This is a genomic window from Nocardia coubleae NBRC 108252, from assembly GCF_001612805.1.
Lineage (GTDB): Bacteria > Actinomycetota > Actinomycetes > Mycobacteriales > Mycobacteriaceae > Nocardia > Nocardia coubleae.
The window spans coordinates 13181-38935 of sequence record NZ_BDBD01000025.1; the positions used below are offsets into that span (position 1 = coordinate 13181).

The 25755-nt window shown below is 68.1% G+C and carries 20 protein-coding genes and 1 pseudogene; 15 read left to right on the top strand and 6 right to left on the bottom strand.

Annotated features, from left to right (window positions below; translation table 11 throughout):
• Window positions 1-35: 35 nt before the first annotated feature.
• The gene (locus NCO8_RS25260) at window positions 36-470 is read left to right on the top strand and encodes a nitroreductase family deazaflavin-dependent oxidoreductase (protein ID WP_067643242.1); all 435 of its coding nucleotides are present in this window, start codon (window positions 36-38) and stop codon (window positions 468-470) included.
• Between the two features lie 49 nt (window positions 471-519).
• Window positions 520-1872 (top strand): threonine ammonia-lyase IlvA, encoded by a 1353-nt coding sequence (gene ilvA, locus NCO8_RS25265; protein WP_067642796.1) that lies wholly within the window; start codon window positions 520-522, stop codon window positions 1870-1872.
• 9 nt (window positions 1873-1881) lie between these two features.
• On the opposite strand, the gene NCO8_RS25270 is transcribed toward ilvA, so the two are convergent.
• On the bottom strand, window positions 1882-2478 hold the full coding sequence (locus NCO8_RS25270) for a TetR/AcrR family transcriptional regulator (RefSeq protein WP_067642799.1): 597 nt from the start codon (window positions 2476-2478) through the stop codon (window positions 1882-1884).
• Window positions 2479-2620: 142 nt separating this feature from the next.
• On the opposite strand from NCO8_RS25270, the gene NCO8_RS25275 reads away from it, so the two are divergent.
• Complete coding sequence (locus NCO8_RS25275; RefSeq protein WP_084457464.1) at window positions 2621-4087, top strand: MFS transporter; 1467 nt, start codon at window positions 2621-2623, stop codon at window positions 4085-4087.
• A 19-nt stretch (window positions 4088-4106) separates the two neighbouring features.
• Here NCO8_RS25275 and NCO8_RS25280 read toward each other — a convergent pair whose 3' ends face one another.
• The 4 genes from NCO8_RS25280 to dnaE form a co-directional block, all read right to left on the bottom strand.
• Window positions 4107-5357, bottom strand: coding sequence for a serine hydrolase domain-containing protein (locus NCO8_RS25280; protein WP_067642802.1), 1251 nt, complete (start codon window positions 5355-5357; stop codon window positions 4107-4109).
• 76 nt (window positions 5358-5433) lie between these two features.
• Complete coding sequence (gene treZ / locus NCO8_RS25285) at window positions 5434-7185, bottom strand: malto-oligosyltrehalose trehalohydrolase (protein WP_067642805.1); 1752 nt, start codon at window positions 7183-7185, stop codon at window positions 5434-5436.
• Between the two features lie 231 nt (window positions 7186-7416).
• Entirely contained in the window at window positions 7417-9387 is a 1971-nt protein-coding gene (locus tag NCO8_RS25290; RefSeq protein ID WP_067642808.1) for a hypothetical protein, read from the bottom strand.
• Between the two features lie 436 nt (window positions 9388-9823).
• Window positions 9824-13369: a DNA polymerase III subunit alpha gene (dnaE, locus tag NCO8_RS25295; RefSeq protein ID WP_376739956.1), complete on the bottom strand. Its 3546-nt coding sequence runs from the start codon at window positions 13367-13369 to the stop codon at window positions 9824-9826.
• A gap of 374 nt (window positions 13370-13743) precedes the next feature.
• On the opposite strand from dnaE, the gene NCO8_RS25300 reads away from it, so the two are divergent.
• The 11 genes and pseudogenes from NCO8_RS25300 (at window position 13744) to NCO8_RS25345 (ending at window position 24112) form a co-directional block, all read left to right on the top strand.
• A complete protein-coding gene (locus tag NCO8_RS25300; RefSeq protein ID WP_067642814.1) occupies window positions 13744-14160 on the top strand; it encodes an ADP-ribosyltransferase in 417 nt (138 codons plus the stop codon).
• Window positions 14157-14303 (top strand): hypothetical protein, encoded by a 147-nt coding sequence (locus tag NCO8_RS31565; protein ID WP_157105094.1) that lies wholly within the window; start codon window positions 14157-14159, stop codon window positions 14301-14303. The genes NCO8_RS25300 and NCO8_RS31565 overlap by 4 nt, the downstream gene beginning before the upstream one ends.
• 52 nt (window positions 14304-14355) lie before the next feature.
• Window positions 14356-15533 (top strand): annotated as a pseudogene (locus tag NCO8_RS25305) (sensor histidine kinase).
• A gap of 164 nt (window positions 15534-15697) precedes the next feature.
• Window positions 15698-16492, top strand: a complete 795-nt coding sequence (locus NCO8_RS25310; RefSeq protein ID WP_067642818.1) for a LytR/AlgR family response regulator transcription factor — start codon at window positions 15698-15700, stop codon at window positions 16490-16492.
• A complete protein-coding gene (locus NCO8_RS25315) occupies window positions 16489-16854 on the top strand; it encodes a hypothetical protein (protein WP_067642821.1) in 366 nt (121 codons plus the stop codon). Before NCO8_RS25310 ends, NCO8_RS25315 begins: the two co-directional genes overlap by 4 nt.
• Window position 16855: 1 nt before the next feature.
• Window positions 16856-18601 (top strand): sodium/solute symporter, encoded by a 1746-nt coding sequence (locus NCO8_RS25320; protein ID WP_067642824.1) that lies wholly within the window; start codon window positions 16856-16858, stop codon window positions 18599-18601.
• A 136-nt stretch (window positions 18602-18737) separates the two neighbouring features.
• The gene (locus tag NCO8_RS25325; protein WP_067498780.1) at window positions 18738-19094 is read left to right on the top strand and encodes a DUF485 domain-containing protein; all 357 of its coding nucleotides are present in this window, start codon (window positions 18738-18740) and stop codon (window positions 19092-19094) included.
• On the top strand, window positions 19091-20725 hold the full coding sequence (locus NCO8_RS25330; protein WP_067642827.1) for a monocarboxylic acid transporter: 1635 nt from the start codon (window positions 19091-19093) through the stop codon (window positions 20723-20725). The genes NCO8_RS25325 and NCO8_RS25330 overlap by 4 nt, the downstream gene beginning before the upstream one ends.
• A 76-nt stretch (window positions 20726-20801) precedes the next feature.
• Window positions 20802-22730 carry an acetate--CoA ligase gene (acs, locus tag NCO8_RS25335; RefSeq protein ID WP_067642830.1) on the top strand — a complete coding sequence of 643 codons (1929 nt, stop codon included), beginning with the start codon at window positions 20802-20804 and terminating at the stop codon, window positions 22728-22730.
• An 89-nt stretch (window positions 22731-22819) separates the two neighbouring features.
• The gene (locus tag NCO8_RS25340) at window positions 22820-23440 is read left to right on the top strand and encodes an LON peptidase substrate-binding domain-containing protein (RefSeq protein ID WP_067643248.1); all 621 of its coding nucleotides are present in this window, start codon (window positions 22820-22822) and stop codon (window positions 23438-23440) included.
• A 264-nt stretch (window positions 23441-23704) separates the two neighbouring features.
• Entirely contained in the window at window positions 23705-24112 is a 408-nt protein-coding gene (locus NCO8_RS25345; RefSeq protein WP_067643251.1) for a QcrA and Rieske domain-containing protein, read from the top strand.
• Window positions 24113-24152: 40 nt separating this feature from the next.
• Here the strand turns inward: NCO8_RS25345 and NCO8_RS25350 are convergent, their stop codons facing one another.
• A complete protein-coding gene (locus NCO8_RS25350; RefSeq protein WP_067642833.1) occupies window positions 24153-24620 on the bottom strand; it encodes a VOC family protein in 468 nt (155 codons plus the stop codon).
• 116 nt (window positions 24621-24736) lie between these two features.
• Between NCO8_RS25350 and NCO8_RS25355 the strand changes: the two genes are divergently transcribed.
• Window positions 24737-25585: a TIGR03619 family F420-dependent LLM class oxidoreductase gene (locus NCO8_RS25355; protein WP_067642836.1), complete on the top strand. Its 849-nt coding sequence runs from the start codon at window positions 24737-24739 to the stop codon at window positions 25583-25585.
• Window positions 25586-25755 lie beyond the last annotated feature (170 nt).

The window sequence follows — 25755 nt, forward strand, 5'->3', positions numbered from 1 at the left end:
GGAACATCACAGGCGGAACCGTCGTTGTGCTGGTCATGCCACTGACAGGAGAGTACGCACCGAGCACTTCCGATTGGGCGCGCGAGCAGGCGGAGGCCTATGAGGCCTCCGGCGGTGCCGAGGCCACCTCGTTGCAAGGCAAACCGGTCATCCTGCTCACCACCAAGGGCGCGAAGACCGGCAAGCTGCGCAAGACACCACTGATGCGCGTCGAACACGACGGCGAGTACGCCGTGGTGGCCTCGCTGGGCGGCGCCCCGAAACACCCCGTCTGGTACTACAACATCAAGGCCGAACCGCACGTCGAACTGCGCGACGGCACAGTCAACAAGGACTACACCGCGCGCGAGGTCTTCGGCGAGGAGAAGGCGCTGTGGTGGGACCGCGCGGTGCAGGTCTGGCCCGATTACGCCGAATATCAGAAGAAGACCGACCGCGAGATTCCGGTCTTCGTGCTGACGCCCCGCTGACCGACCCGCCGACGCCGGACACCCGTGGCTGCCTCGGTAGCATTGTCGGGTGTCCTCCACCGTTGACGTCGCCGAAGTTTCCCTGACCCGTCCGCCGCTCACCGCGGACGAGATCGATGTGGCCGCGCAGCGAATTTCCGACATCATCGAGCCGACACCCCTGCAGTACAGCCCCCGCCTGTCGGCGAGCACCGGCGCGCAGGTGTACCTCAAGCGCGAAGACCTCACCGCCGTGCGCTCCTACAAGCTGCGCGGCGCCTACAACCTGATGGTGCAGCTCACCGACGCCGAACGCGCCGCCGGTGTGGTCGCGGCCAGCGCGGGCAACCACGCGCAGGGCGTGGCCTTCGCCTGCCAGGCGATGGGCGTGCGCGGACGCATCTACGTCCCGACGACCACCCCCAAGCAGAAGCGTGACCGCATCCGCGTGCACGGCGGCGAGTTCGTCGAACTGATCGCGGTCGGCGAGACCTACGACGCGGCCGCCGCGGCCGCCGCCGACGACGTGGCCCGCACGGGCGCGACCATGGTTCCCCCGTTCGACGACCCGCGCACCGCGGCGGGCCAGGGCACCATCGCCGCCGAATTCCTCGAACAACTCGGTACCGCACCGGATCTCGTCGTCGTGCCGGTCGGCGGCGGCGGCTGTCTCGCCGGCATCGGCACCTACCTGCGCGAGCGCGCACCGGGCGCCGGTCTGCTCGGTGTGGAACCGGCGGGCGCGGCCTCGATGACGGCGGCGCTGGTGGCGAGCGGTCCGGTGACCCTGCCCGAGATCGACCCGTTCGTCGACGGCGCCGCCGTGCGCCGTATCGGTGACCTGCCTTATCAAGCGGCGGCGTCGTTCGGTGGCCGGGTCGTGTCGCACGCCTCGCTCCCGCTGCTCACCACCACCGAATCCCCCACCGGCACAGCGTCTTTCCGGATGATGCAGGTCGACGAGGGCGCCATCTGCACGGCGATGCTCGACCTGTACCAGAACGAGGGCATCATCGCCGAGCCCGCGGGCGCGCTCGCGACGGCGGCGCTGGCCGAGATCGATATCGACCCGGGCTCCACCGTGGTGGCGCTGGTGTCGGGCGGGAACAACGATGTGTCGCGCTACGGCGAGATCATCGAACGGTCCCTGGTGCACCGCGGGCTCAAGCACTACTTCCTGGTGGACTTCCCACAGGAACCGGGTGCGCTGCGCCGCTTCCTCGACGACGTCCTCGGGCCCGACGACGACATCACCATGTTCGAGTACGTCAAGCGCAACAACCGCGAGACCGGGGCGGCGCTGGTCGGCATCGAGCTCGGTGCCACCGACGACCTGGCCTCGCTGCTGCACCGCATCGAGGAGTCGCCGATCCAGGCGGAACGCCTGGAGCCGGGCTCGCCCGCGTACCGCTACCTCACCTAGTGAGCCCGGTCAGGCTTTCTTCACGGCGTTGAAGATCAGCTCGCCGTAGATCCGCCACTGCTCGGGGTCGCGTTCCTGCTGGCGGAACAGACTGCCCGCGACACCACCGAGCAGTACGCGCACGTGTCTGGCCGTGACGTCCTCGCGGATCACCCCTTGCCGCTGGCCCGCGAGGATGATCGACTCCAACGATTCCTCGCCCCGCGCGGGCGACGGCTTCTCGGTCTCGGGCAGGGCTTCGGCGAGGGCCCGGTCGTTGGCGAGGCGTTCGACGGTTTCGGCGAGCAGGTCGCGCAGGATCGTCAACGGGTCACCGCCGGCGTTCAGCTGGTCCAGGGCGGCGAGGCCACGGCGGTAGAACCAGGCGCGCTGATACTGCGCCACCGCCTGCACCAGCGCGTCTTTGGTCGGAAAGCTGCGGTACACGGTCGCCTTGCCGACGCCCGCACGAGCGGCGACCTGCGGAATCGTGGCTTCGATGCCGTGTTCGGCGAACACTTCGACGGCCGCCGCCACCACGCGCTCGTGATTGCGCCTGGCATCGGATCGCTTGGTGGACCAGTCGACGTCATGGTCGGTCGTCGGGTCGCACTCGGGAGCAGTCACCCTGCGATTGTGCCGAATCGGACGTTCATGGCAGTCACAGCCTCACCCTCTTCAATAAACGGACTCCAGGGTCCAGTATAGTTCTCGATACGGACTGCAAGGTCCACTTACTGCGCGGAACCACACGGAGGCGTGAGCTCCCATGATCGATCAGACGACCCGAGAGTCCGAAGCCCCGCACGACTCGGGGGGACTCGGCACCAATCTCGTGTTCCTCGCCCTGGCCGCCGCCGCGTTCGCGCTCGCCCAGACCGCGATCGTGCCCGGCATCATGATCCTCGGCCACGAACTGCACGCGAGCACGGCAGATGTCGGATGGGTGCTCACCGCCTACCTGATCTCGGCCGCGATCCTCACCCCGGTCTTCGGCCGCCTCGGTGACATGTACGGCAAGAAGAAGCTGCTCGTCATCGCGCTCGGCCTTTTCGCGCTCGGCAGCGTGGCCGCGGCGTTGGCACCCTCGATCTGGGTGCTCGTGGCCGCGAGGGTCGTCCAGGGAGCGGGCGGCGGTATCTTTCCGCTGTGCTACGGCATCATCGGCGACACATTTCCCGCTGAGAAGCGCGGCGGCGCACTGGGTCTCATCTCGGCGCTGGCCGGGATCGGCGCGGGCGGCGGCTTGCTCATCGGCGGCCTGCTGATCGATCACCTGTCCTGGCAGTGGGTCTTCTGGTCGGGCGCCATCATGTCGGCGATCGCGCTGGTCGGCGTGCTGCGGGTGCCGGAGCGGTCGATCCCGACGCCCACGCGGATCGACTTCGCAGGCATCGCGCTGCTCAGCATCGGCCTCACCATGCCGCTGCTCGCGCTGAGCCGCGGCTCGACGTGGGGCTGGACCGATGCGCGCACCCTCGCCCTCAACCTCGGCGGCCTGGTGGTCCTGATCGGTTTCGTCGCCTTCGAGACCCGCATCAGCGAACCGCTGATCGACATGCACGTGCTGCGGCGTCCGACCGTGCTGATCACCAATATCGCCATGCTGCTGTTCGGCGCGGGCATGTTCGCGGTGTTCTCGCTCATCCCCCAGCTCGCCCAGACACCCGACACCGGCGAGTACGGCTTCGGCATGGACGCCACCGGGTCGGGTCTGCTGATGATCCCCGGTTCGATCGCCATGCTGGCGGCCGCGGTCGTCGCCGGGCGTCTCGTCGGTCGGGTTCGCGCCGCTGTGCCGCTGGTCCTCGGCGCGCTCACCGCCGCCGCGGGCTTCGCGGCGCTGGCGTTGTCGCACGGCTCCCAGGGAGCTGTCATCGGGTTCACGGTCGTGACGTTCGTCGGCATCGGCCTCGGGATGGCGGCCATGCCGAATCTGATCATGTCCGCGGTGCCCGCCGAGAAGACCGCCGAGAGCACCGGCGTCAACGCGCTGATCCGGTCGGTGGGGTCATCGATCGGGTCGCAGGTCGCGGCCACCGTGCTGGCGGGCAGTGTCGTCGCCGGGACGGCGCTGCCCGCGGATTCGGGCTTCACCACCGCGTTCTGGCTGGCCGCGGGCGCCATCGCGCTGGCGGCTGTGGTCGCGGTGTTCATCCCGCAGAGCAAGCCACCGGCCGCCATATCCGTACGCGAAGACCGTGAATCGGACCTCGCCGGCGCCCTCGCCGAGTAACCGGCAAGGGCGGCGGCGACTAGGCGGCGGCCCGGTCGATGCGCTGCCCGCGGTCGCGGGTGGCGCGCACGCCCGACATCACCAGCGGCAGCAGCCAGCCCATGGCGAACTGGTCGTAGGCCAGCAGGGCCTGGTCGAGGCGGTTGTGGACGAAGCCGACCGACAGACCCGAGCGCGGGTCGACCCAGCCGAACGACCCGCCGAGACCGATGTGACCGAAGGCCGTGTGCGCACCGGGCGCCGGCATCGAGTGGTAGCCCAGATGCCACATCATCGGCATGTAGAACAGGGCGTGGTCGAGACGGTAGGTCTGCACGCGCCGGATGAGCTTGTGCGTTTCGGGGCGCAGGAACGGCGACCCGTCGAGGGTGACGCCGTCGGCCAGGCCCGCGTAGAGCTGGGCGAGTCCGGCAGCGGTGGCGACGCCGTTGCCCGCGGGCATCTCGGTGTCGAGGATCGGCGGGTCCTCACCGTCGAGAATGCCGTTGAGGCCGGTCAGATACAGGCAGCGCGCCGCAGCGCCGAGCGCGCCGGGGATGCGGAAGCCCACGCGGTTGAGGAAGCCCGCGGCCACCGGGTGCCCGGCCAGGCGCAGGTGGGTGCCCGCGAGGCGGGCGTACTCGGTCGACGAACCCGCCACCGGACGGCCCAGGTGGAAGCCCTCGACACCGAGCGGGTCGGTGACCTCGGTGCGGATGAGGTCGCTCATGCTGCGGCCGGTGACCGAGCGCGCGATACCCGCCAGCAGCCAGCCGTAGGTGAGCGCATGGTAGGTAGGGACGCCGAGCAGCCGGTCGGGCTTGGCCATGGCCAGCCGGTCTTCCATCAGCTCGTGGTCGAGCAGTTCCTGGGCGCTGTCGGCGATCGGGGACAGCGACGACAGCCCGGAACGGTGGGTGAGCACGTCGGCCACGGTGATCGCGCCCTTGCCGTGCGCTGCGAAGCGAGGCCAGTACTCGGCGACCGGTGCCTGGTAGTCCAGGAGCCCGCGGTCGGCGAGACGGTGGATGACGGTGGCGGTGACACCCTTGGTCGCGGAGAAGACGATCGAACCGGTGTTCGCCGACCAGGGCTGATCGCCCGCGCTGCCGGTCCACAGGTGTGCCAGGGGTTCGCCGTGCCGGTAGATCGCGATGGCGCCGCCCGCGTCGCGCCGATGTCCGATCAGGGCGGCGAAAGCGCGCACCAGCGGACCGAAACCGGCCGGCGCATAACCGCCCACACCGGTCGGAAGGGCAGCACTGTCCTGCCCGTAAGCCTCGTTGCTCATTGCTCAACCGTACGACCGTTATGTCGCTTCGGCAACGACCTACCGTGCACCGTGGCCGAGCTGTGGCCGCCTGAGATCAGTCGGTGACCACGGTCCCCGTACCCTCCCCCTCTTCGAGCACGACGAAACTGTGACCCGAAACAAGAGTTCCCCCTTCGTTTTCTGTCGCCGGTGCCCACGCCAGCAGCACCCGGCCGTACACCGGGATAACCGCCTCGTCCTCGGACAGGTTGCACACCACCGAGATCCGACCGCGTCGCAGCACGAACCAGCGGGCGCTCTCGTCGTAGTCGGCCCAGACCCGTTCCAGCCAGGGATCACCGAACTCCGGCCTCGACTTGCGCAGGGCGAGCAGGGCGCGATAGCAGGCCAGTAGCCGGGCGTGCGGTTCACGGCCGCGTTCGGTCCAGTCGAGTTTCGAGCGGGTGAAGGTGGCGGGATCCTGGGGATCGGGGACGTCGTCGGTGGCCCAGCCGTGTGCGGCGAACTCCGCGCGGCGGCCGTCGGCGGTCGCGGCGCCGATGACTGGGTCGGTGTGGGAGGTGAAGAACTGGAACGGGGTGCGCGCGCCCCATTCCTCACCCATGAACAGCATCGGCGTGCTCGCGGACAGCAGCACGAGAGCCGCTTTCACCGCCAGCTGGCCGGGGGTGAGGTAGTCGCTCGGGCGGTCGCCGAGGGCGCGGTTGCCGATCTGGTCGTGGTTGCAGGTGTAGCCGAGCAGGGCGCTGCCGGGGATCAGGTCGCGGCGGATCGGGATGCCGTGGGTTCGGCCACGGAAGCTGGAATAGGTTGCGGCGTGGAAGAACCCGTGGGTGAGGGTTTGGGCCAGGCAGGCCAGTGAGCCGAAATCGGCGTAGTAGCCCTGTCTTTCGCCGGAGACGGCGGTGTGCACGGCGTGGTGGAGGTCGTCGTTCCACTGACCGGTGAGGCCGTAGCCACCTGCCGCGCGCGGGGTGATCAGGCGCGGGTCGTTGAGGTCGCTTTCGGCGATGAGGGTGAGCGGGCGGCCCAGATGCGCTGAGAGCGCGGTGGTTTCGACGACGAGTTCTTCGAGCAGGTGGGTGGCGGTGTGGTCGACGAGCGCGTGGACGGCGTCGAGACGCAGGGCATCGATGTGGAAGTCGCGCAACCAGCGCAGGGCGTTGTCGATGATGTGGCGGCGCACGGCATCGGAGCCGGGGCCGTCCAGGTTCACGCTCTGGCCCCAGGTGTTGCGGCCGGTGGTGAGGTAGGGCCCGAAGCGTGGGACGTAATTGCCGGAGGGGCCGAGATGGTTGTAGACCACGTCGAGGCAGACCGCGAGACCTCGGGCGTGGCAGGCGTCGACGAAACGTTGCAGGCCGTCGGGGCCGCCGTAGGTTTCCTGCACCGCGTACCAGAGCACACCGTCGTAACCCCAGTTGTGGGTGCCGTCGAAGGCGTTCACCGGCATGAGTTCCACGGTGGTGACGCCGAGTTCGACCAGATGGTCGAGGTGTTCGATCGCGGCGTCGAAGGTGCCGTCCGGGGTGAAGGTGCCGATGTGCAGTTCGTAGAACACCGAGCCGGCCAGTTGCCTGCCGGTCCAGGACTGATCGGTCCAGACGGAGGTGTCGAGGTCGTGGACGGCGGACAGGGCGTGGACGCCGTTGGGCTGACGCGGTGAGCGCGGGTCGGGCAGCACCGCCGGGTCGTCGTCGATGAGGAAGCCGTACTCCGCGCCCTGGTCGGCGTCGGCCCGCACCGACCACCAGCCGCCGCCGTTGCGGCGCATGGGGCGGACCACCCCCTCGAGTTGCAGTCGCATCGCGCTCGCCTCCGGCGCCCACACCCGAAACTGCCTCATGGAGTCAGCATCGCACGGCACGCGGCGGCACGCCCGGGCAACGATTGCTGATCGGTCGCGATGCCCAGCGTCGGCTTCGGCGCACCCGGCGAGTCGGATCAGAGTCGCCGCTGCGGTCGGGGCGACCACGTCGTTGTGGCCTCGGGGGGTAGCGGCATCCCGTTCGTGCCGGCCGCCGCGCAACTCGGCAAGAAATGCCTGCGCGGGGCGCCATGAATCCTGGGTAGTCGGTCAGCGCGGGAAGGCGGCGACGCCGACCGGTCCCACCCCCACACACAGCGACTGTTCAGGCTCGAGCGGCCTGACCCGCAGGGCGTCGCCGCCGCCGAGCAGCCGGACGTACACCGTGTTCAGGCCCTGTCGCACGTCGGCGACGGTTTCGGTGTCGCCTTCGAAGGACACCGCGATCCGGCCGTCACGGTCGGCGAAATAGTTGATCTGGGCGGTCCAGTCGCGGATCTGCATGGGGCCGTCCAAAGGGATCGACGTACTTCCGCGCACTCGGTGGCCGCATTGTGGTTCCGGCCCGGGGGTGATGGCGCGGTTCCACCAGACGTGCGCGTCGACGATCTCGCCGGTGTCGGTGATCATCCGCAGCCTCGGGGTGGCTGCGGCGAAGGTAGTCGGCGTCGCGATCGGAGCGAGCACGTGGTCGGTCATGTTCTGGGGGAAAGCCAACGGGTTCAAGACATTCCAGGGGACTTCTTGCGGCAGCAGCGGGGCGTCCGCCGCCGCGGGGAGGGTGGCGCGCACGCCGGTGATATAGGTGCGCGCCGGGCTCGGTTCCCACGATCGGGTGAAGGTGATCGTGGAGATGACGCTGCTCAGCAGGAATAGGACGGCAGGTATCGCGAAAAGCGTCGAGGTGGGCAGGTCTCTCGGGATGCGCGATGTCGGGCCGGTTCGCAGGCGTTCGCTCGGCTGGGATCCTCCGATCGAGCCGGTCCTGCACCGGAAACGGCTGCGCGGCAACATGCCTGCGGTGCGTGGGCGAGCGTCCGACGTGTCGGACCCGCGACGGTCGGGTGACGAACCTTCCCGCGCGGCAGCGGAACGCCGTGCCTGCAGAATCAGCGCAAGGCCGATTGTGGCGATCACGGCGAAGTCGGCGAAGTAGCGCATGGACTGGAGCAGCAGGGCGGCGGTGCCGGGCCCGTCGCGCAGCACAATCACCGGGGCTATGGTCGCGATGGCGTAGGCCGCAGCGCACAACCAGACCGCAGTCACCCGCGCCCGGGAGCGAATTGTCCACGCCGCCAACGGGATCAGCAGTAGCCAGCAGATGAGTACGGCCAGGCCTGGTGGGTCGGCCCAGGGCGTGGCCGGTTGCCACCGCTCCCATCGCCATGGACCACCGAACAAGGCGGGGACCAGTCCGTCCGACAGCGCCCGGCTGAGCAGCGCGCCGGGATCTTCGGGCCCGGTCAGCCCGCGCGGGCGCTGGATGACCAGCAGGAACACAGCGGCCCAGGCGAGCAGAACGGCACCGCCCGCCACCCAGAGCGCTCCCCCGCGACGAACCGCATCGCGCCACGGTCGCCCCGCGACATGCGCCGACAACGCGACCACCACGCACGCCACCGGAAGCACGACGACCGACTTCTCGAACGACAGCAAGGCCACGGCGAAGACGAAGGCACCCGATACCGCGTACCGGCGCCTACCCGTCCGCGCGAGCATGACGGCATCCGCGCTCACCCAGGCCAGCGCGATCTGCAACGGCAAGGCGTTCACCGCCGCCGCCCACCAGGCGAACGCGGGCACGGTCAAGGGCACGAACAGGTAGAACAGCAGCGGACCGAGCAGCCGCGCCCGCCACCCCATCAGCACGACGAGCAGCCGTAGCACCGCGAGCGAGGCGAGCAGTTGCAACCCGACGAGCACCGCCGCCGCAACGGGCCAGCTCAGCGGCGCCGCCTTCGTCACCAGCCAGGTCAACGCGATCGCCAACGGCATCACGTGCCCGTCGTGGCTGGTCAGCAGCAACTCCGCCGACCACAGGGGGTATCTGCTCACCTGTCCGATAAGGATGAAATCGTCCCAGTAAAAGAACCCGGAGAACGCCACCCAGCCCCGCAGAACCAGCTGGGCGATGATCAACGCGGCGGCCACGCCGACCACCGCACGTGCAGGCAACCGTGACCACATCTGTCGAGCGGACGATGCGGTCGACAGGGGCGAGTCGAGCAGCGTCACAGACATCACGCCTCTCGACGCTAGCTCGTCCGCCCCTGTCCGGCCATCACCCCGCCGGGGCCTGGGTGTCGGCACCAACTAGCGTCCGGAAGTTCGGTAGGTCTCCTGATCGGGCGATCAGCCGTCCTCTCAGAGGTACCGCGCACCGCGGTGAAGTGGAGCGGTTGGTCTTCATGGAGCATGTGGACCGCGTCGAGGAACTGCACTACCGCATCCGTTATGGCTGTGAGGTCGAAATCGAAGCCGGGAGCGCATGATCGACGGGTCGGCCTGTGCGGGCCCGGGCGCCGACTGCCATATCGCCGCCGCGAGCAATACACCGACAGCTCTGCTCCACCGCATTCGCGTAGTCCTTCGCCATGACCCGGTGGGGCCTCTCGTCTCCTCAGACGAGACGACGACGGCGAACGTGACGGCTTATGCGGCGGATCACATCATCGGCTCAGCCCAGGCAGCCCGGGCCGAGCAGTGCCTTCAGGTCGCCCATCAGTGCCGAGGACGGCGATACCCGCCAGGCGTCGTCGAGCTTGAGCAGGGTGGTCTTCTCTCTGGCGCCGACGTGGCGGATGTGCACGTCGGAGGTGCCGGGATGGCGGGAGAGGACCTTCTTGAGTTCCTTGACCTTCTCCGGCGTGCACATGCGGGTGGTCATCACCACCGACACCGGCTTGGCCACGCCGATTGCCGAAAGGTCTGGCACCACAAGGTCGTTGGCGATCAGGGAGATGCGGTCGTCGCGGACCGAGACGCGGGCCTTCACCAGCACCACGGCGTCCTCGACCACATCCATGCCGTACACCGAGTAGGACTGCGGGAAGAACAGCACTTCCACGCCACCGGTGAGGTCCTCGAGCTGGGCCGATGCCCAGGCCAGGCCGTTCTTGTTGATGCGGCGGTTCACCGAGGCGAGGATGCCGCCGATGGTCACTTGGGCCCCGTCCTTGACGTCGCCTTCCAGGATGGCCGGGATGGGGGTGTCCACCTGAGCGGCGAGGACGTGTTCGACACCGTTGAGCGGGTGGCCCGACACGTACAGGCCGAGCATCTCCCGCTCCAGGGCCAGTTTGTGTTTGGTTTCCCATTCGTCGTCGGGCACCTTCACGTTGAACACCGACGCCATCGACTCGTCGGCGTCGTCCATGCCGCCGAAGAGGTCGAACTGGCCGATGGCCTCGGCCTTCTTGGTCGACATCACCGCGTCGATCGCATCGGAATGCACCAGCATCAGACCCTTGCGCGGATGCCCGAGCGAGTCGAAAGCGCCTGCCTTGATGAGGGATTCGGTGACCTTCTTGGAGCAGGCCGTGGCGTCGATCTTGTTCAGGTAGTCGGAGAAGTCGGTGAACTTCGACTTCTCCTTGCGGGCGGCGATGATCGAGGACACCACGTTGGCGCCGACATTGCGCACCGCGCCGAGACCGAAGCGGATGTCCTTGCCCACCGAGGCGAAGTTCTGCTCCGACTCGTTCACATCGGGCGGCAGCACCGTGATGCCCATCTTGCGGCAGTCCGACAGGTAGACCGCAGCCTTGTCCTTGTCGTCACCGACGGAGGTGAGCAGACCGGCCATGTACTCGGCCGGATAGTTCGCCTTCAGGTAGGCCGTCCAGAAGGAGACGAGGCCGTACCCGGCGGCGTGCGACTTGTTGAACGCGTAACCGGCGAACGGGAGGATCGTGTCCCACAGCGCCTTGATGGCCGGTTCGGAGAAGTCGTTGGCGAGCATGCCCTCGCGGAAGCCGGCATAGGCCTCTTCCAGCACCGACAGCTTCTTCTTACCCATGGCGCGGCGCAGGATGTCGGCTTGACCGAGCGAGTACCCGGCCACCTTCTGCGCGATCTGCATGATCTGTTCCTGATAGACGATCAGGCCGAAGGTGTCGGCCAGGATGTCTTTCAGTGGCTCTTCGAGCTCGGGGTGGATCGGTTTGACTTCTTGCCGCCCGTTCTTGCGGTCGGCGTAGTCGTTGTGGGCGTTCATGCCCATCGGGCCGGGACGGTAGAGCGCGAGCACCGCGACGATGTCGCCGAAGCCGGTGGGCTGCATGCGGCGCAGCAGGTCGCGCATGGCACCGCCGTCGAGCTGGAACACGCCGAGAGTGTCGCCGCGGGCGAGCAATTCGTAGGTGGCCGGGTCGTCGAGCGGCAGGTTGTCCATGTCGAGATCGATGCCGCGGTTGGCCTTGATGTTCTCCAGGGCGTCACCGATGACGGTGAGGTTGCGCAGGCCCAGGAAGTCCATCTTCAGCAGGCCGATGGCCTCGCACGACGGGTAGTCCCAACCGGTGATGATCGCGCCGTCCTGGGCGCGTTTCCACACCGGGATGGCGTCGGTGAGCGGCTCCGAGGACATGATGACCGCGCAGGCGTGCACGCCCGCGTTGCGGATCAGTCCTTCCAGACCCTTCGCGGTCTCGTAGATCTTGGCGACATCGGGGTTGGTGCTGATGAGTTCGCGGACCTCGGCGGCTTCCTTGTACCGCTCGTGGTCGGGATCGGTGATGCCGGCGACCGAGATGTCCTTGGCCATGATCGGCGGCGGCAGCGCCTTGGAGATCTGGTCGGCGATGGCGAAACCGGGCTGGCCGAACAGGACTCGCGCGGAGTCCTTGATCGCGGCCTTGGTCTTGATGGTGCCGAACGTGATCACCTGGGCCACCCGGTCGCTGCCCCACTTCTCGGTGGCGTAGCGGACCATCTCACCGCGGCGGCGATCGTCGAAGTCGATATCGATATCGGGCATCGACACGCGCTCGGGGTTGAGGAATCGCTCGAACAGCAGACCGTGCGGGATGGGGTCGATATTGGTGATGCCCATCGCGTAGGCGACCAGCGAACCGGCGGCCGAACCACGGCCGGGGCCGACGCGGATACCGACTTCGAGTGCGTGCTTGATGAGGTCACCGACGACGAGGAAGTAGGCGGGGAACCCCATGTCGCAGATGACTTTGAGCTCGAAGTCGGCGCGGTCGAGGTATTCGCGTGACGGACCGTCGGGGAAGCGGCGATCCAGGCCTTCGAGGACTTCCTTGCGCAGCCAGCTGGCCTGGGTGTGGCCTTCGGGGACCGGGAAGATCGGCATCCGGTCGCGGTGTTCCCACACCTCGTCGTAGGGCTGGACTCGTTCGCCGATGAGTTCGGTGTTGTCACACGCGCCGGGGACTTCGGCGTCCCAGATCGCACGCATCTCTTCGGCGGACTTCAGGTAGTAGCCGTCACCGTCGAATTTGAAGCGGGTCGGGTCCGAGAGCGTCTTGCCGGTCTGGATGCACAGCAGCGCTTCGTGATTGGTCGACTGATCCTTGGTGACGTAATGACAGTCGTTGGTGGCCAGCGGGGGGATATCGAGCTGCTTGCTCACCATGAGCAGGCCCTCGCGCACACGGCGCTCGATCGACAGACCGTGGTCCATCACCTCGAGGAAGAAGTTCTCCTTACCGAAGATCTCCTGCCACTTCGCGGCGGCCTCGAGGGCTTCGCGCTCATGCCCGAGGCGAAGACGGGTCTGCACCTCACCGGAGGGGCAACCGGTGGTGGCGATGATGCCCTCGGCGTGCTGGGCGATGATCTCCTCGTCCATACGCGCCCACTTACCGAGCTGACCTTCGATGGAGGCAAGACTCGACAGCTTGAACAGGTTGCGCAGACCGGTCGCGTTCTCGGCGACCATCGTCATATGGGTGTAGGCACCGGAACCGGAGACGTCGTCGCTCTTCTGCGACGGATCACCCCACAGCACACGCTTGGTGTCGAACCGCGAACCCGGCGCGATATAGGCCTCGATACCGATGATCGGCTTGATGCCCGCCTTCTTCGCGGAGTTGTAGAACTCCGAAGCGCCGTACATGTTGCCGTGGTCGGTCATCCCGACCGCGGTCATCCCCAACCGCTCCGCCTCCGCGAACAACGGCGAAATCTTCGCCGCACCGTCGAGCATGGAGTACTCGGTGTGGTTGTGCAGGTGAACGAACGATCCGGACGAAGCCAAGACGGTCCTTCCTCCCATGGTGTCGACGGGGGTTGGCCTTGGCATTCTAGGCATGTGGGTACGACAGGTTTCGCCACGCCATGCTGACGCCCCGGGCGTTGCCTCGCCGATCCCGGCGTGTCATGACCAAGGTCACGGAGAGTCGCTGTCGACACGCTGCGCCGAATTCGCGACACGAGGTCCTGAGCGTGGTTTCCCGACTGTGAGCGAGCACGGGGGTGGCGCGGGAACGTTCGACGATTTTCCGTTCGCGGACCAAGTCTTGGCACGTCAGACGATCGCCGATCTCACCGATCACGAACGCTCGGCCATCGAGTCGTATGCGCTCAACGGCTATGAACCGATCAACTCCGCGCTACGGGGCCTCCATCCCGATGACGCCTCCGTTGGCGCGTCGTGTTGCCCACATCAGATCCGGCCTTCGTCGCTACCCACTCCCCCAGACTGTTCGGGTCACTCGTGAGGTCGACGCATGGGCACTCGGAGTCGACGCGAGTGACGCCCCGTCGATCGCGTCGGTCATCGGCGAGTACTTCACCGAGCTCGGCTTCCTCTCGACCTCCGGCCTCCAGTTCCCGCCTCGATCGGCGCGCCATCGGAATCCGGTGATCCTCGAACTGCTCGTTCCACAAGGCACGCCGGCACTGCGGCTCGGCGAATTGGCGGAGGTCAGGGATGAGCGCGAGATCCTCATCATCGATGTCCGGACCTATCTTGTCGCGAACGCCACCTTTGATGAGCGGCGTAGGATGTGGCGCATCGAGGCGATCGTGGTTCAGGAGGAACAGTGAGCGCACTGACTGATGAATCGATGCGGCCCGTTCGGGCGACGCCCAGCCCCGAACAGGCGGAGAAGTTGCGCAAGAGCGCCGAGAAGGTGCTCGGCAGGAAACTGCCGCCGTCCAAGGCCGAGCGCGCGAAGAAGTCTGCCTGAGCCTCGCAGAGCGCCGCCATAATCGGGGCGTGCGCGCGGACCGGAAAATCCTATGACCACCTTCGTGGTCGCTGTCGCGGTGGTGGCGGTGATGGCGTTGGTCGTGTTGCTGATCTGGCGGCGGACGCAGCGGGTGGTGACGACTCCGGCGCAGCGGGCGGTGCATCAGGCGTTGCATACGGCGTCGTTGGCGGCGGTGCCGTTGCGGCGGGGGTTGACCGAGGAGTCGGCGCGGGCGGCGGCGCCGCATCTGCGGACGTTGGCGGCGGCGGAGGGGTTGGGGGTCGCGGATGCGGAGGGGGTGTTGCTGGCGTGGGACGGTCCGCATACGGGGATGCTTGGGTCGTTCGGTGCGGCGGCGCGGCGGGCTATCGCTTCGGAGCGGCCGGTGCTGGTCGACGGTGACGAGCACACGTTGATCGCACAGCCGTTGCTGATCGATGTGGGGGCGGCGGTCGGTGCGCTCGGGATGGTGATCACCGGTAAGCCGGGGCCGGGGATGCTCGGTGCGGCGGCCGAGGTGGCACGGTACGCCTGTGGGCAGCTGGAATTGGCGGAACTGGATGCCTCGCGGGCCCGGGTCGACCGGGCGGAGGTGCGGGCGTTGCGCGCCCAGATCAGTCCACATTTCATCTACAACGCGCTCAATACGATCGCCTCGTTCGTGCGCACCGATCCCGACCGGGCGCGCGAACTGATCCTCGAATTCGCCGACTTCACCCGGTACTCGTTCCGGGCGGCGGGCGAATTCACTGTGCTCGCCGACGAATTGCGCAATATCGAACGGTATCTGGCATTGGAGCAGGCGCGTTTCGGTGACGCGCTCGACGTGGGTTACGGATCGCCCCGGAGGTGCTCGGCGTGGTGCTGCCCTTCCTCGCCCTGCAACCGCTGGTCGAGAACGCGGTCCGGCACGGACTCGGCGGCGGCAGGCACGGCGGCCAGTTGAGCATCGTCGCCAGCGACGAGGGCACCGACTGCCTCATCAGCGTCGAGGACGACGGCATCGGCATGGACCCCGACCTCCTGCGCTCCGGCGCCCTCGACGCCGTCGACACCTCCGGCCCCACCCGCACCGGCGAAGCCGCCCACGTGGGCCTGTCCAACGTCGACGACCGCCTCCGCGCCGCCTTCGGCAACGACTACGGATTGGTCGTCGAAACGGCACCGGGCGCAGGCACGAAGGTCAGCATGCGAGTCCCCAAGTTCCGCCCCGGAATCCGCGCCTGACTCATCGCGGCCGAGTCAGCGGCACTAACGCAACCTGATGGTCGGCCGGGTCACCGAGCGGCAACGCGACGAAGCAAGACCCCGCTGCAGTAACCCGCGCGAATCACGCAGGCCCGGCGGTATGTGGTCGGTGTCTGAAACCCAGCCGCTACGATGAGCTGGCTGTGACCTGGAACACTGATGACACTTCGGCTGCTCTGCGGGTGCTGGCTGTCGATGACGAGAAGCCCGCGCTCGATGAGTTGGTGTATCTGCTCAACGAGCAGGTCGGGGTGGGGGAAGTGCACGGGGCGTCCGAGGCGACGGGGGCTTTGCGGGTGTTGCGGGCGCATCCGGTCGATGCGGTGTTTCTCGATATCGACATGCCGGGGCTGACGGGGATGGAGCTGGCGGGGATTCTGTCGGAGTTCGCCGAACCGCCCGCGGTGGTGTTCGTGACCGCGCACGACGATCACGCGGTGGCCGCGTTCGATCTGGGGGCGGTCGATTACCTGCTCAAACCGTTGCGGGCGGCGCGGCTGGCCGAGGCAGTGCGGCGGATCGCAGCGGCCAGGGCGACGGTGCCGGCTTCGCCGCCGGAGCAGGCGCATCCGAGCGAGGTGATCCCGGTGGAGCTCGGTGGGGTCACCACGCTGGTGCACCGGGCCGATGTGGCCTGGGTGGAGGCCGACGGCGACTACGCGCGTCTGCACACCAGGACCGGGTCGCACCTGGTGCGCATCCCGCTCACCGCCCTCGAATCACGGTGGGAGGGTGCGGGTTTCCTGCGGGTGCACCGGTCGTACCTCGTGGCGTTGCGGCTTGTCACCGGGTTGCGCAGCACGGGAAGCGGCACAGTTGTGTGCCTACGCGCGGAAGGCGCGTCCGGTGCGGTGGAGTTGCCGGTGAGCAGGCGCCAGGTGCGTGAACTCAAGCAGCGGCTCGTGCACGGGCCACGGCAGAACTGGTCGCAGCGATGACCGGTCCACAACGGCCTCAGCGCGAGCGGGTGGTGCTCGCGCAGCGGCGCGGCGCCCGCCAGGTGCGCACTCGTACCGAGGTGGTGGAGCAGACCGATCTCGGGGCGGCGCTGATCGGCGGGCTGATCCGCGCCCAGCTCGGGCTCGCCCTTCGCCTCGGTTTCGTGGTCGTCGCCGGATTCGGCGCCCTTCCGCTGCTGTTCGGTATCGACGCCGTCGCCTCGGCGACCGTCCTCGGCATCCGCCTGCCGTGGTTGATCCTCGGCCTGCTCGCCTTCCCGCTGCTGTACGCGGTGGGCCGGGTCTATGTCCGGCTGGCGGAACGCAACGAGGACGACTTCCTGGAACTGGCCGGGGACTGAAATGAGCTCGGGTATTCCGATGCTCACCGTGGCGGCGCTGCTGCTGGCAGCGCTGGCCACGATCGGTATCGGCCTGTACGGGGTCCGCCTGTCGCGCACGACGTCGGACTTCCTGGTCGCCTCCCGCACGGTCGGCTCACGCTGGAACGCGGCCGCGATCTCCGGCGAATATCTCTCGGCCGCGTCCTTTCTCGGCGTCGCGGGACTGATCGCCAAGTACGGCGCCGACGCACTCTGGTACCCGGTGGGGTTCACGGCGGGCTACCTGGGTCTGCTGATGTTCGTCGCCGCTCCCCTTCGCCGCTCCGGCGCCTACACCGTCCCCGACTTCGCCGAGTTCCGGCTCGGCTCGATCCGGTTGCGGCGGATGGCCGCCGGGGTGGTCGTCGTGGTGTGCGCGGTGTACCTCATCCCCCAGTTCCAGGGCGCGGGCCTGACCCTGCACCTGCTACTCGGGGTGCCCGCCTGGGTGGGCGCAGTCGCGGTCGGCACCATCGTGCTCGCCAATGTGATCGGCGGCGGCATGCGCTCGGTGACGCTGGTGCAGGCGTTCCAGTACTGGCTGAAGCTGACCGCCGTCGCGATCCCCGCCGTTGTCCTCGGGCTGCACTTCCTCGCCGACGAACGCCCGGTCGGCACCCCGGCCCCGCCGACGGTCGACCGGCTCACCACGGTCGACATCACCACGGATGTGGTTGTGCACCTGGATGTTTCCCAGGTGGTCACCGTGCACGGCACCCTCGACGGGCAGGACACGGCAGGCCAGGTGACGCTGACACCGGGCGACCACACCCTGACCGAAGGCACCGAACTGCTCCTGGCACCCGGTTCAGCGGTACCGGTCGTCGCAGGCGCGCCGTCCGACGGCACGGGCTGGGTCGAACCCGGCGGCGGCTTCGGCGGGAATCATCCCCGGTACCAGGTGTTCTCGCTGATCGTCGCGACCTTCCTCGGCACCATGGGGCTACCGCACGTGCTCGTCCGCTTCTACACGAACCGGGACGGACCGTCGGCTCGACGCACGGCGCTTACCGTGATCGGCCTGGTCGGCCTGTTCTATCTGTTCCCGATCCTGCTCGGCGTCTTCGCCCGGCTGTACGTGCCGCAACTGCTCATCACCGGCGCCTCCGACGCGGCGGTCGTGCTGTTGCCCGGTGCCGTCCTCGGCGGGCTCGGCGGGCAGGTGCTCACCGCGCTGGCGGCGGCCGGCGCGATCGCGGCATTCCTGTCCACGTCGTCGGGATTGCTGGTGAGTCTGGCCGGGGTGCTCAGCACCGACGTGCTGCGCGGCCGGATCCGTGACTTCCGGGCGGCGGCGCTGGTGGCCGGGCTCGTTCCGCTCACGCTCGCGCTCACCGTCGCCTCGCTCGATCTGTCGCGCACGGTCGCGCTCGCGTTCTCGGTGGCGGCCTCGACCCTGTGCCCGCTGCTCGTGCTCGGCATTTGGTGGCGTGGACTCACCGCCACCGGCGCGGCCTGCGGGATGCTCGTCGGCGCTGTCACCGCGGGCGGGGCGACCGTTCTCGCGGTACTCGGCGGCGTACCAACGCACGTGGCGAACGGCTGGGCGACGGCGATCGTCGACTATCCGGGCGCGGTGAGCGTGCCGCTGGCCTTCGCGGTGACCATCGTGGTGAGCCTGCTCGGCAAGCGGCCGGACGGGCGGGTCGTCGCGGGCATCTTCCTGCGCATGCACGCACCGGAACGGCTCGGCATGGGCGCGGACCGCAACCCGGTCGACCGCTGACCGGCCGACCGTTCATCGCACGCCGACGACCGTTCACCGCACAGGTGAGCACCTTCACCGAGTGACCCACACCACAGAACGCCGTGCGTCCTACCGTCATCACAGAGCACGTCCCCCTTCACGCTAGGACCCCGGCATGACCGAAACCGACACCGAAGAAGCGCCCGACCGGCGCCCGCCGAGTGCCGACGAATTCCTCGCCGTGCAGGCGAGCCCGCAGTTCCAGGATCTGCGGAACCGGCTGCGCCGCTTCGTCTTCCCGATGACCGCACTGTTCCTGGTGTGGTACCTGACCTATGTGGTGCTCGGCGCGTACGCGCACGACTTCATGGCCACCCCGGTCTTCGGCAATATCAACGTCGGACTGCTGCTCGGCCTCGCGCAGTTCGTCACGACCTTCGTCATCACCGGCGCGTATGTCCGGTTCGCCAACCGTGAGCTGGATCCGCGGGCCGCGGCCATCCGGGAAGAACTCGAAGGGGACCGCGCATGAGCATTCTCGCCGCGGATACGACGGTGGGTAACCCCGTCGCCAATATCGCTATCTTCGGGCTGTTCGTGGTGGTCACCATGATCGTGGTGATCCGGGCCAGCCGCAACAACGCCAGTGCCGCGGACTATTTCACCGGTGGTCGTGGGTTCTCGGGACCGCAGAACGGCATCGCCATCGCCGGTGACTATCTGTCGGCGGCCAGCTTCCTCGGTATCGCAGGCGCCATCGCCGTCTACGGCTACGACGGGTTCCTGTACTCGATCGGGTTCCTCGTCGCCTGGCTGGTCGCGCTGCTGCTGGTGGCCGAAATGCTGCGCAACACCGGCAAATTCACGATGGCCGACGTGCTCAGCTTCCGGTTGAAGGAAGGCCCGGTTCGCACCGCGGCCGCGCTGACCACGCTCACGGTGTCGCTGTTCTACCTGCTCGCGCAGATGGCAGGCGCGGGCGGTCTGGTCGCCTTGCTGCTCGATATCTCCTCGCGTGCGGGGCAATCGGTGGTCATCGCGATCGTCGGCGTGCTGATGATCGTGTATGTGCTCGTCGGCGGGATGAAGGGCACCACCTGGGTGCAGATCATCAAGGCGGTCCTGCTGATCGCCGGTGCCGCGCTGATGACGGTGATGGTGTTCGCCAAGTTCGGCTTCAACCTGTCCGACATCCTCGGTGCCGCACAGGAATCGGTGAGCGAGTCGGCCAACAAGGCCGTCGCGAGCCGCGATGTGCTCGCCCCCGGCGCCCAGTACGGCGGCAGCGAGATGTCGAAGCTGAACTTCCTGTCGCTGGGTCTGGCACTCGTGCTCGGCACCGCCGGTCTGCCGCACGTCCTGATGCGCTTCTACACCGTGCCGACCGCGAAAGAGGCTCGGCGCTCGGTGGTGTGGGCGATCGGTCTGATCGGCGCGTTCTACCTGTTCACCCTGGTGCTCGGCTACGGCGCGGCGGCCATCGTCGGCCCGGACAAGATCCTGGCCGCGGCGGGTGGGCAGAACGCGGCGGCACCGCTGCTGGCCTTCGAACTCGGTGGTGTGATCCTGCTCGGCGTGATCTCGGCGGTGGCGTTCGCGACCATCCTCGCGGTCGTCGCCGGTCTGACGATCACCGCGTCGGCGTCGTTCGCGCACGACATCTACGCCAGCGTGATCAAGAAGGGCAACGTCGACGAGCGCAAGCAGGTGCGCGTCTCGCGGATCACCGCCGTGGTGATCGGTGTGCTGGCCATCGGGCTCGGCATCCTGGCCAACGGCCAGAACATCGCGTTCCTGGTGGCGCTGGCCTTCGCGGTGGCGGCGGCGGCGAACCTGCCGACCATCCTGTACTCGCTGTTCTGGAAGCGGTTCAACACCACCGGCGCGCTGTGGTCGATGTACGGCGGCCTGATCTCGACCATCGTGCTCATCGTGTTCTCGCCCGCCGTGTCGGGCACCAAGACCTCGATGATCACCGGCGTCGATTTCCACTGGTTCCCGCTGTCCAACCCGGGCATCGTGTCCATTCCGCTGGCGTTCCTGCTCGGCGTGCTCGGCACCTACCTCGGTGGGCGCGGCGAGAAGGTCGACCTCGGCAAGGCCGCGGAGATGGAAGTACGTGCCCTGACCGGCGTCGGTGCGGAGAAGGCGATCTCGCACTGATGTCCCCCACGCCCGTTCCGGTGGTTCGTCCCACCGGAACGGGCTGTCCCCCTGAGTGTTTCGAAGGAGAATTGTTGTGACCGGCGCAGTGACCAATCCCGCGACCAGCTTCGGACCGAGTGCGGAGTTCGCCGCCCAGGCGAACGCGACCGCCGACCTCTACGAGCGGGCCGACGCCGACCGTGACGGCTTCTGGGCCGAACAGGCGCGCCGGTTGCACTGGCACACGCCGTTCACCCAGGTCCTGGACTGGTCGGACGCACCGGTGGCGAAGTGGTTCGCCGACGGCGAGCTAAACGTGGCCTACAACTGCCTCGACCGGCATGTGCTCGACGGGCACGGTGACCAGGTCGCCGTCCTGTGGGAGGGTGAGCCGGGCGATTCGCGGGCGATCACCTATCAGGAGCTGCTCGACGAAGTGTGCCGGGCGGCCAATACTTTCAGCGCGCTCGGGCTCGTTGCCGGTGATCGGGTCGCCATCTACATGCCGATGGTGCCCGAGGCGATCGTGGCGATGCTGGCGTGTGCGCGGCTGGGGCTGACGCATTCCGTGGTGTTCGCCGGGTTCTCGCCGAGCGCGCTGCGTCAGCGGGTGGATGATGCGCAGGCGCGGCTGATCGTGACGACCGACGGGCAGTGGCGGCGGGGTAAGCCCGCGCCGTTGAAGTACGCCGTGGACGAGGCACTCGGTGACGACCCGACCAGCGTCGAGCATGTGCTGGTGGTGCGGCGGACCGGGTTGGATGTGCCGTGGACCGAGGTTCGTGATCTGTGGTGGGACGAAACGGTTTCCACCGCTTCGCCGTCGCACGAGGCGCAGGCTTTTCCCGCCGAGCATCCATTGTTCATCCTCTACACCTCCGGGACCACGGGAAAGCCCAAGGGCATCCTGCACACCAGCGGCGGATACCTCACCCAGACCGCCTACACCCACCACAACGTGTTCGATCACAAAGCGGGACAAGATGTCTACTGGTGCACCGCCGACATCGGATGGGTCACCGGACACAGCTACATCGTCTACGGGCCCCTGGCCAACCGCGCCACCCAGGTCGTCTACGAAGGCACCCCGAACTCCCCGAACGAGCACCGCCACTTCGAGATCATCGAAAAATACGGCGTCACCATCTACTACACCGCCCCGACGCTGATCCGCACGTTCATGAAGTGGGGTCGCGAGATCCCCGACGCCCATGACCTGTCGTCGCTGCGGCTGTTGGGTTCGGTCGGCGAGCCGATCAATCCCGAGGCGTGGCGCTGGTACCGGGAAGTGTTCGGCGACAACAAGACTCCGATCGTGGACACCTGGTGGCAGACCGAGACCGGCGCCATCATGATCTCGCCGCTGCCCGGCGTCACCCATGCCAAGCCCGGCGCCGCCATGCGTGCGCTGCCCGGCATTTCGGCGAATGTCGTCGACGACGACGGAGCACCGCTGGGCGCCGACGCATCGGGTCTGCTCGTGCTGGACAAGCCGTGGCCGTCCATGCTGCGCGGCATCTGGAACGACATGGACCGCTACCGCGAAACCTATTGGCAGCGTTTCGCTTCCGAAGGCTGGTACTTCGCCGGTGACGGCGCCAAACTCGACACCGACGGCGACCTCTGGGTCCTCGGCCGCGTCGACGACGTCATGAACGTCTCCGGCCACCGCATCTCCACCGCCGAAGTCGAATCCGCCCTCGTCGGCCACCCCAGCGTCGCCGAAGCCGCCGTCGTCGGCGCCACCGACCCCACCACCGGCCAAGGCATCGTCGCCTTCGTCATCCTCACCGAAGCCACCACACCCGACGACACCCTCGTCGACACCCTCAAAGCCGAAGTATCCAAACAGATCAGCCCCATCGCCAAACCCCGCGAAATCCACATCGTCCCCGAACTCCCCAAAACCCGCAGCGGCAAAATCATGCGCCGCCTCCTACGCGACGTCGCCGAAGGACGCGAACTCGGCGACACCTCCACCCTCGTCGACCCCGCCGTCTTCGAGGCGATCGCCAAGGCATGAACGCCCGGGACCAGGGCTCTGGGCTCCCCGGCGAGTCCGAACACGGACAACGTGATCGAAACGGGCATGCTGTGACCGTGGAGATTCCGATGTTCCCCCTGGGTACCGTGCTGCTGCCCGGTGAGCCGTTGTCCCTGCAGATCTTCGAGCCACGGTATGTGGCGCTGGTTCGCGACTGCCTCGACGGCAGTCGCGAACCGGAGTTCGGCGTGGTGCTGATCGAACGTGGCAGTGAGGTCGGCGGTGGCGAGGTGCGCACCGACGTGGGTGTGCTCGCCCAGATCACCGATGTGACCGAACTGCCCGGCGACCGGTTCCGGCTGCGCTGCCTGGGCACCGAACGCCTGCGGGTTCAGCAGTGGCTCCCCGACGACCCGTACCCCCGCGCCGAGACCTCGCTCTGGCCGGACGAACCCGGCGCCGACGACACCGCCCTGCTGGACGACCTGCGCGAACGCGCCACCCGCCTCCACGACCTCACCACCCGCCTCGCCCTGCGCAGCGGCATCCGCCACCCACCGCCGTCGGCCACCCTCGACCAGCTCCCCACCGACCCGACCACCCGCTCCTACACCCTCGCCGCCGCCCTCCCCATCTCCCTCACCGACCGCCAATCCGCCCTCACGGCCCCCGACCCCCACACCCGGCTCACCCACCTGTCGACAGCCCTCGACGACGCCATCGCCATGGTCGAGTTCCGCCTCCAGTAGCGGGGCGCGGACTCAGGTGCGCGGCACCGGGCGGTGCGGCGAACGGGTCGACCCCTCGGGATTCGCCAGGCACCGCTCGAGCGCACTGAAGGCCTCGAACACCTCGGGTGCCTCGAAGGCGCGATTGCGGCGCCCGACCGTGAGCCGGCGGAGGACGCCCGCCTCGACCAAGCCTGGCCCGAGTGTCGTTCGAACCGGGAGGGCATTCGTGCCGTTGTCTGAGGGAAGAGCGGAATCGGCCGCTCGGTGTTCGAGGAGGCGGCGATGAGCGGTGATGTTGTGGTGGGGCGACGGAGTGTGGTGGTGGGGGCCGGGGCGCTGGCCGCGGTGGCGGTGGTGCCTGCTTGTGGGGGTGGGGGTGGGTCGGGGTCGACGGGGGCGCCTGCCGCGCCGGGGACGGCGTTGGCCAAGACCGGGGACGTGCCGGTCGGCGGCGGGGTGATCGTCGGCGACATCGTGATCACGCAGCCGACGGCGGGGGCATTCGTCGGGCTTTCAGCGACCTGCACGCATGCGGGGTGCAAGGTGACGTCGGTGAAGGACGGGGTGATCGTGTGCCCGTGTCACGGCAGCCGGTTCGAGCTGGACGGGGCCGTGCGTGGCGGGCCCGCACGCAACCCATTGCCTACGAAACCGGTTCGGGTCGAAGGGGATTCGATCGTTTCCGGGTAGTGGTGGCGCCGGGCTCCTGACCGGAGCCCGGCGGGTGCGCTCAGCTCGCGTTCATCATTTCGGCCATGCGCCGGTCCATTTCCTCCGGCGACACGTCCTCGATGTGGGTGGCCACGGTCCAGCGGTGGCCCCACGGGTCCTCGAAGGAGCCGGTGCGGTCACCGTAGAACTGGTCGGCCATCGGGGTGATCTCCGAGGCGCCCGCTTCGAGGGCGGCAGCGAAGACGGCGTCGGAGTCGGGGACGTAGACCATCAGGTTCACCGGCGAGCCGCCGATGGACTTCGGGTCGACGAAGCCGATGTCGGGAACAGGGTCGCCGACCATCAGGACGGAATCGCCGATCAGCAGTTCGCTGTGCACGATCGTGCCGTCGGGACCTGGCATGCGCATGCGTTCGGTGGCGCCGAGGACGGAAATGTAGAAGGCGAGCGCTTCCGCGGCTCCCGCACAGGCGATACCGGGACAGATTGCCGGATAACCAGCGGGAATGGGTGACACATCGGACATCGGAAACCTCCGGGTCGACGGTGTTGCTCGGATGCCGTCGAGCCTATTCCTCTGTCGCCCGCACCGGAACCCTGGTAGAACTTGTTTCAGTTTTGACTATCCAGGAGGGCCGGGGCGTGCGGTACGGGATCGTGTTGTTCACCAGTGACCGGGGCATTACGCCCGCCGACGCGGCCTCGGCCGCCGAGCAGGCGGGATTCGACGCCTTCTACGTGCCCGAGCACACCCATATCCCGGTGGTCCGGGCCGCGGCGCACCCGCAGACCGGCGACTCCTCGCTGCCCGACGACCGCTATCTGCGCACTCTCGACCCGTGGGTCGCCCTGGCCACCGCCGCCGCGGTCACCAGCCGGATCACCCTGTCGACGGCGGTGGCGTTGCCCGCCGAGCACCACCCGATCACCCTGGCCAAGTCCATCGCCTCGCTCGATCACCTCAGCGGCGGCCGGGTGGAGCTCGGTGTCGGCTTCGGCTGGAACACCGACGAGCTCGCCCACCACGGCGTGCCCGCCAACAAGCGCCGCACGGTGCTGCGCGAACATCTCGACGCCATGCGGACGCTGTGGTCGAACGAGGAGGCCGAGTTCGACGGCGACTTCGTGAAGTTCGGGCCGAGTTGGTCGTGGCCGAAGCCGGTGCGCGCGGGAGTTCCGGTGCTGCTCGGCGCGGGCGGCACCGAGAAGTCCTTCACCTGGCTCGCCGCGCACGCCGACGGCTGGATCACCACTCCCACCGAAGACGACCTCGGCGCGAAAATCGAACTGCTGCAGCGTGTCTGGAAGGAAGCCGAGCGCGAGGGCAGCCCGCGCGTGATCGCGCTGGCGGGCAAGCACAATGCCGAACAGCTCGCCCGGTGGGCCGATCTCGGTGTCACGGAGGTTGTCTTCGGACTGCCGGACCGGGACGCTGCCGAGGTGACCGGCTACATCGCACATCTCGGCGGAAAGCTCGGCCTGCTCGGCTGACGAGCGGGCCCACTCCGGCCGCACCTGTCACACCTGCTGCCGCCGCTCCGGCCGCACCAGTAGCTCGTGCGGCCCGCTCCGGCCGCGCCAGTAGCCCGTGCGGCCCGCTCCGGCCGCCGGTTATACCTGTGCGGCTGACCAACTGCTCTGGTCACACCTGCGACGCCGAC